The sequence below is a fragment of the Segatella copri genome, assembly GCF_003465495.1.
Taxonomy (GTDB): domain Bacteria; phylum Bacteroidota; class Bacteroidia; order Bacteroidales; family Bacteroidaceae; genus Prevotella; species Prevotella copri_G.
In genome coordinates this window covers 1-8,622 of the sequence record NZ_QSAV01000073.1, presented here as the reverse complement: position 1 = coordinate 8,622, position 8,622 = coordinate 1, and the positions used below count along the sequence as shown (strand labels likewise).

At 49.7% G+C, this 8,622-nt stretch carries 2 protein-coding genes; both read left to right on the top strand.

All coding sequences use genetic code 11. The annotated features are described in order from the left end of the window. Positions 1-346: 346 nt before the first annotated feature. On the top strand, positions 347-961 hold the full coding sequence (gene ruvA / locus DWV53_RS14505) for a Holliday junction branch migration protein RuvA (RefSeq protein ID WP_118155308.1): 615 nt from the start codon (positions 347-349) through the stop codon (positions 959-961). A gap of 18 nt (positions 962-979) precedes the next feature. After that, positions 980-8,518, top strand: coding sequence for a cell surface protein SprA (gene sprA, locus DWV53_RS14500; protein ID WP_118155306.1), 7,539 nt, complete (start codon positions 980-982; stop codon positions 8,516-8,518). Positions 8,519-8,622: the final 104 nt, after the last annotated feature.

Below are 8,622 nucleotides of genomic sequence, written 5' to 3'. Positions count from 1 at the left end.
TCGCTCATTCTAAGCTATTCGGCAGATTTTAGCGTAATTTTAAAAGAAAAAATTCGTAGACTTGAATTTGCGAGCATTTATCGATGTTAGAGTTACAGTGAATTCTTCACTCTTTATTTAAAGTAGTAAAATCATAGTTTTTTAGATATGAATAAGCAGAGATTTGTAAAGTATCCGTAGCAAGAACCTTACAGTTTCGCTATTTTGTTGCGAAACATCATTCATCCTCTTTCCAATACCTCCCGATGCGCTTTGCACTACGGGACGTAATTTTATGGAACTCTATTACAATAATCCCGCCCTTCGCACGTTATTAATATATTAATTTAATTAGGAGAAAAAGAAAATGATAGAATATATTCATGGCGATCTGACAGAGCTGACACCTGCGCTGGCTGTTGTTGAGACTGCGGGGGTGGGCTACGGACTCAATATATCGCTCAATACATATACTGCCATTCAGGGCAAACAGGAGGTGAAGCTCTATGTTCACGAAGTGCTGATGGCTGGTGGAAGAGATGACTCTTTCACCCTTTTCGGCTTTGCTACCAAACAGGAACGTGAACTCTACCGCCTCCTCATCACCGTTTCAGGAGTAGGCGGAAATACAGCCCGTATGATTCTCTCTTCACTCTCGCCACGCGAACTCTGTGAAATCATTTCTACGGGTAACGACAAGGTGCTGAAAACCGTGAAGGGTATCGGACTGAAGACAGCACAGCGAATCATCATCGACCTGAAAGATAAAATCGTGAGCCTCGGCATCGCTGACGAACTGCCAGCCAGCGGAGGCAATGTGGTGATGGTGAACAATGACGTAAAGGATGAGGCGGTAAGCGCCCTCACCATGCTCGGCTTCTCGCCGGCACCATCTGCCAAGGTAGTAGTAGATATCCTCAAGGCACAGCCTGATCTCCCGGTAGAACAGGTTGTGAAACTGGCATTGAAGCAAATCAAATAAGTTAGGAGTTTTTTATCGATGAAACAGAAGCAAAGATTCATATCTTTTCTATTGGCTTGGCTGATGGTGGCAACCTTCGGCTATGCGATAGCTTTGCCTCAACTTCAGGACGATAAAAAGAAAACCCATACCAGCACAGCCCAGCCCGTGCAGCTTGATGAAGATACCATTCCCGATTCATTGCTGCATACCCGCTGGCAGATTCAGCGCACCCAACCTTACTCCCTGAGCGACCTCTATCAGAGTCCGCTCGACCTGAAACGTCCTGATAATCTGCAATATCAGGTAGTCTACAACGATACCCTCGACCGCTATATCATCGGCAACCGCATGGGCTCAACCTGGCTTTCGGCTCCTATCATGCTCACTCCGAAAGAGTATCTTGCATGGACCGAACAGCAGCAGCGCAACAGTTACTTCCGCAAGCAGAACGATGAAATCTTCCAGGCAAAAGGCAAGGAGAAGTTCGATTTCTCAGATATGCACTTCGACTTGGGACCTGCCGAGAAAATCTTCGGTCCTGGTGGCATCAGAGTGAAGACACAGGGTTCTGCCGAACTCAAGTTCGGTATCAACAAGAAGAGCATCGACAATCCTTCGTTGCCTATCCGCAACCGAAAGACGACGATGATGGATTTTGATGAGAAAATCAACCTCAACGTCAACGGAAAGGTGGGCGATAAAGTGAACATGAACCTGAATTACAACACCGATGCCACCTTCGATTTCGATGCACAGAACATGAAACTGAAGTACGACGGCAAGGAAGATGAAATCATTAAACTCGTTGAGGCGGGCAACGTCTCCTTCCCTTCCAACTCTTCGCTCATCAAAGGCGCCAGCAGTCTGTTTGGTGTTAGAACCGATCTGCAGTTTGGCAAACTCAAGCTGCAGATGGTGGCTTCGCAGAAGAAAAGTGCATCGAAGAGCGTATCTACCAGGGGCGGTGTACAGCTCACTCCTTTCGAACTGAATGTAGCCGATTATGAGGAGAACCGCCACTTCTTCCTCTCCCAGTATTTCAGAAATCATTATGATGCCTGGATGCAGAAACTTCCTAATCTCACCACGGGCATCACCATTAACCGTGTGGAGGTGTGGGTTACCAACAAAACCGGCAATACCACCAATACCCGAAACATCGTAGCCCTGACCGACCTGGGCGAGAACCAGAAACTGAGCAACCCGATGTGGGCGGCGAGTGGACAGGTGCCTTCTAACCAGGCGAATACAGAGTATGCGGCGATGACAGGGCAGTATGCTGCTGCCCGTGACATCGACCAGGCTGCAACCACTCTCGATGGAGGCGGACTGGTTGGCGGAGCCGATTATGAGAAACTGGAGAGTGCCCGTTTGCTCAATTCTTCAGAGTATACGGTCAATACTTCATTGGGTTATATCTCATTGAAAACCAGTCTGCAGACCGACCAGGTACTTGCTGTAGCCTATGAGTATACATCGGGAGGTGTTACCTATCAGGTGGGCGAGTTTGCATCCGATCTCAGCGATACCAAGCAGGCACTCTTCGTGAAATCGCTCAAGAATACCAGTAACAATCCGCGACAGGGCAACTGGGGGCTGATGATGAAGAACGTTTATTATCTGGCTTCTACCGTAGAGAAGGAGAAGTTCCGCCTGGATGTGAAATACCAGAGCGATACCACCGGCGTATATCTCAGTTATATCCCTGAGCAGCAGGTGAAGAAGCAGCCTATCATCCGTGTGCTGGGCGCCGACCGTCTGGATAACAACAACAAGGCACACAGCAATGGATATTTTGATTATGTAGAAGGCTATACCATCTCTAACGGACGCGTGTTCATTCCGAAGGTAGAGCCTTTCGGCAGTTATATGCGTGATTATCTGGTCAAGCGGGGCGTGGCTGCCGACAAGGCTGAAAAGTATGCCTTTACCGAACTTTATGACAGTACGAAGACCGTAGCCAAGCAGATTGCCGAGAAGAACAAGTATCAGATTGTGGGACAGTTCAAGGGCTCTGCAGCCAATGTCATCTCGCTCGATGCCTACAATGTGCCACAGGGCTCGGTGGTCGTTACGGCAGGCGGTATCACCCTGAAAGAGGGCACCGACTATTCGGTAGATTACAGTGCCGGTGAGGTGACCATCCTGAACCAGAGCATCATCGATGCCGGTACGGCTGTCAACGTTTCTCTGGAGAGTAATACCGATTTCGGACAAACCCGAAAAACGATGTTCGGACTGAACTGGGAGTATGATTTTACCAAGAACTTCCAGTTGAGCGGTACTATCCAGCACCTCTCCGAACAGGCGCTTACTACCAAGGTATCCATGGGGTCCGAACCGCTGAAGAACACCCTTTGGGGCATCAATCTCAACTGGCGCAAGGAGAGTCAGTGGCTCACCAATGTGCTTGACAAGATACCATTCCTGCACCTCACCCAGCCATCGCAGATATCCTTTACAGGAGAATTTGCCCAGCTTATTGCCGGTGAGGCAGGTGGCACACAGGACAATGCATCTTATATCGATGACTTCGAGGGTACGAAGACTACCATCGATGTAACTACTCCTACCTCCTGGTTTATATCCAGTGTGCCTTCGCTCAATTTCAAGGACGATTACAGCGATAAGACTGGTCTGAACAGCGGCTTCCACCGTTCGCGCCTAGCCTGGTATACCATCGATCCGCTGTTCACCCGCCGTGGAAGTTCGCTCACTCCGGGACATATCAAGGGCGACCTCAAGCAGTTGAGTAACCATTATGTTCGCGAGGTCTATACCAAGGAGCTCTTCCCATTGCGCGACCAGAGCAGTTATCAGGGCGCTACCAATACCCTGAATGTACTCAATCTGGCTTACTATCCAAGCGAGCCGGGACCATACAACTTCAATGTAACAGATTTGCAGGCAGACGGAACCCTGCAGAATCCGCAACGCAACTGGGGCGGAATGATGCGTAAGCTGGATACCAACGATTTCGAGCAGGCAAACATCGAATACATCGAGTTCTGGATGCTCGATCCGTTCATCTATTCCCGCGAAGAGGCTGATGCTGCCGATTATGGTGGCGATTTCTACATCAACCTGGGCGAGGTGAGCGAGGATATCCTGCGTGATGGCAAGAAATTCTATGAGAGTGGCATGCCGGTAGATGGCAGCAAGAGCTACACCTATACCCAGTGGGGTAAGATTCCTACCCAGAGCACCGTGACCTATGCCTTTGCTACCACCAGTGGCAGCAGAGCCTTGCAGGATGTGGGTTTCAACGGACTGACTGATGCCGAGGAGCAGGAATTCTACAAGAGTGCTTATCTCGACCAGATTCAGGGCAAGGTGAACCAGGCGGTATTCGACAGCATCTTTGCCGATCCGGCACGTGATGACTACCACTATTTCCGCGGTTCCGACTGGGATGAGATGCGTGCTCCTATCTTGCAGCGATATAAGTATATCAACAATCCTCAGGGCAACTCGCCTGACAGCGACAGCCGTTCTGAGAGCTATGATACTTCTTATAAGTCAACGCCGGATGTCGAGGATATCAACCAGGATTATACCCTCAACGAATATGAGAAATACTTCCAGTATCGTGTCAGTATCCGTCCGGAAGATCTCGTGGTAGGTAACAATCATATCGTAGATAAGCGTGAATACAGCCAGACCTGGCGTGATAATACCAAGTCTACCGTTACCTGGTATCAGTTCCGCATACCTATCGATGAGTTTGAGAGCCGTCAGGGTAACATCAACGATTTCTCCAGCATCCGCTTCATGCGTATGTTCCTCACCGGTTTCAAGAAACCTATCGTGCTGCGTTTCGGTACCTTCGACCTCGTGATGGGCAAGTGGCGTACTTATGATCAGCCGCTTAGTGCAGCCAGTGGCGGAACCCTCGACGCAAGCAGCGTGAGTCTGGAAGAGAACGGCGAGAAGACACCGGTCAACTATGTATTGCCTCCGGGCATCAGGCGCGAACAGGATCCTAGTCAGCCTCAGTTGGTTGAGGCGAACGAGCAGGCGTTGAGTCTGGTGGTCAAGAACATGAGCACAGGCGAGGCGAAGGCGGTTTACAAGAATTCTACCCTTGATCTGCGCCAGTACAAGCGCATCCAGATGTTTGCCCATGCCAATGCATTGGAGCAGAATACCACCCGTCTGCAGGATGGTGATCTCTCAGTCTTCATCCGTCTGGGTAGTGATTACAAGAATAATTACTACGAGTATGAAATCCCGCTGAAACTCACCGAGCCACGCTCCAACTACAACCGCTATGTGCTAGCCGACTGTAAGGCGGTATGGCCTGAGGAGAATATGCTCGATGTGCCACTGAGCGTCTTTACGGCATTGAAGAAAAACCGCAACAAGGCGAAGGCACAGGGTGTGGCTTCTTATCTCGCTCCTTATTCCATGATGGATGCAGAACATCCGCAGAACAAGATTACCATCGTGGGTAATCCGAGTCTCGGCGAGGTGAAGACCATGATGCTGGGTGTGAGAAACAATTCTGCCGACATCAAGAGTGGTGAGGTATGGATAAACGAACTCCGACTCAAGGAACATAATAATTCGGGCGGTTGGGCTGCCAATGCCAACCTCAACGTACAACTCTCCGATTTGGGTAGCGTGAATGCCACCGGCAGATACATCAGCGAAGGATTCGGCGGTCTGGAAGATGGCGTGGCAAGTCGCACTACCGATAATTACGGTACCTACAGTGTGACCACATCGCTCGAAATGGGTAAGTTCTTCCCTGACAAGGCGAAGGTGAGCATACCTTTATATTATAGTGTTACCAAGGAGAAGACCACTCCTAAGTATAATCCGCTGGATACCGATATGGAGTTGAAGGATGCCCTCGATGCTGCCGGATCCAAGCATGAACGCGATTCTATCGAGAATATCGCTGCCACCAAGATTACGCAGACCAACTTCTCCATCTCGAATGCCCGGGTGGGTATCGCTACCAAGCGCCATCCGATGCCATACGATCCTGCCAACTTCTCATTCACCTACAGTCATCAGCATCAGTATACTACGGGTGAAACGACGATGTATGAGCGAAAGGACAACTGGCGCGGAGCCTTGGATTATTCGTGGAGCCCGGTTTATAAGGCATGGGAACCATTCAAGGGACTGAAGAACAAGAGCAAGTGGCTCGACATTCTGAAACGTTTCGGACTGAACTGGCTGCCGCAGAACATAGCCTTCAATACCGAGATGACGCGCGACTACTACGAGTTGCAGGAGCGCGATATGGAAACCCTGATGAGTGGAGCTGCCGGAGTAGACTCCAAGTTGCCGCTCACCTTCAGTGAACAGTTCCTCTGGAACCGTGAGTTCTCCATCAACTGGGATCTGACCAAGAACCTGCACATGAACTTCCAGAGTGCTACCCATGCACAGATAGAGGAACCATATACACCGGTCAACAAGGATCTTTATGCCGACCAGTATCATGCCTGGAAGGATTCCGTATGGACCAGCATCCGCCACTGGGGTGCACCGCTCGACTACAGTCAGAATTTCCAGGCATCCTACAAGGTGCCTCTCAATCTGCTGCCTGTCTTCGACTGGGTGAACAGCGATGCCTCTTACAATGCCAACTATTCTTGGGAGCGCGGTACAGAGGATGAGGAGGGCAACTCGTATGGAAACACCATCAATACCCAGCGCGAACTGACATTGAACGGAAACTTCAACCTGGTGAAACTCTACAACCATGTGCCTTTCCTGAAGAAGGTAAACGATAAGTTTGACCGTACCCAGAGTAGGGCACAGATGCAGCGCAAGAAGCAGGAAAAAAAGAAAAAGAAGCAGGAAGCAAAGGAACAGGCGGCTGATCCGAAGAAGGCGCTGCCTAAGAACAAGCGTGCCTTCGAACGGGAAATCACCCTCCTGCCTGATACTACATTCAAGATACGCCACGGCAAGAATACCAAGCGACTGATTGTGAATGCCAAGACGGAAGACGGCAAAGTGTTCCCGCTTAAATATAAAAAGGTGGATAATAACCAGATCAGAATAATCTCAAAGGTAGATACCGCCATGAAGGTAAAACTCTCCGTACTGGCTAAGGAACCGCTTGATGATAAGAAATGGTATAAGGGATTGCAGTTGGCTAGTCGTCTGGCAATGATGGTGCGCAGCGTAAGCATCAACTATCGCAGCAGCTATCAGCTCACCCTGCCGGGCTTCTTGCCTAGTGTGGGTGATGCCTTCGGACAGAAGAAGGTGGGACAGATGGCACCGGGTCTTGACTTTGCCTTCGGTATGGTTGGCGACGATTATATCGAGAAGGCTAAAAACAACGACTGGCTGCTCTGCAACGACAGTATCGCAACACCAGCCACTACCAGCAGAACGGATAATCTTACGCTGCGTGCCACCCTGGAGCCTGTCAAGGATTTCAAGATTGATCTCTCAGCCACACGTACCAAGACCACGCAGAAGAGCATACAGTATATGTATGAAGGAACGCCAACCACCCAGAGTGGAGCCTTCCAGATGACTACCATCTCGCTGGGTTCGGCTTTCGAGGGAATGGGCAATGCCAATTCGGGGTATCGCAGCAAGACCTTCGAGAAGTTTGTCAACTCGCTGGCTGGTTTCAGAGATAGGGTAGAGGCTCAGTATGCAGGTACCGTTTATCCGACAGGTTCGGCTCTGGCTGGTGGCAAGTTTGATGCTTCCCGCACACCGGTCAACCAGTATAGCAGCGATGTCATGATTCCTGCCTTCCTCAAGGCTTATACCTCGATGGGTGGCAATTCGCTCTCGGTATTCCCAGCTTTGAGCCGGATGTTGCCAAACTGGACTATCCGTTATAGTGGACTGGGACGTCTGCCTTGGTTCAACGAGCACTTCAAGAGTGTCAACATCAACCACTCTTACAAGAGCGTCTTTGCGGTTGGCAGCTACAACAGTTACAGCACCTTCCAGGAGTATATGAACGGTCTCGGCTTCGTGAGTGATGCCACTACGGGCAATCCATCTCCAAGCAGCATGTTCAACATTTCGCAGGTAAGTATCAACGAGTCGTTCTCGCCATTATTGGGTATGGATGTCACATTCAACAATAATATGACGGTGAAGGCAGAATATCGCCAGACCCGTGTATTGAACCTCAGTATGACGAGTGTGCAGCTGAACGAGGCATTGAGTAAGGACTGGGTAATCGGTATGGGTTACCGCATCAACAATTTCGATGTTTTCGGCTGGGGCGCCAAGGCCTCCCGTTCCAAGTCGAAGGGCGGCAACAAGAATGCAGCCAATAAGAATGCGTCGACCACCAAGACGGTTCAGAATGGTACCAACCATGATCTGAATCTACGTCTTGACTTCAGTTTCCGCAAGCAGGCAGCCATCGTTCGTGATATTGCCTCAATGGTAAGCAGTGCCAGCAGCGGCAACAATGCTCTGAAACTGAGTTTCTCTGCCGATTATACCTTCAGCAAACTCCTTACCATGAGTTTCTATTATGACCGTCAGACCAACACCCCGCTCCTGTCGAGCAGCAGTTATCCTACCACCACACAGGATTTCGGTCTGAGCATCAAGTTCTCGCTGACGAGATAAAAAGAAAATTCACCAGAACCAATAGGTAGAAAGAAAAATTCTCTAATTCTCAAATTCTTGAAAATAAAAAAGAGGGTGTGTCATAAGTCCATGGCGCACCCTTT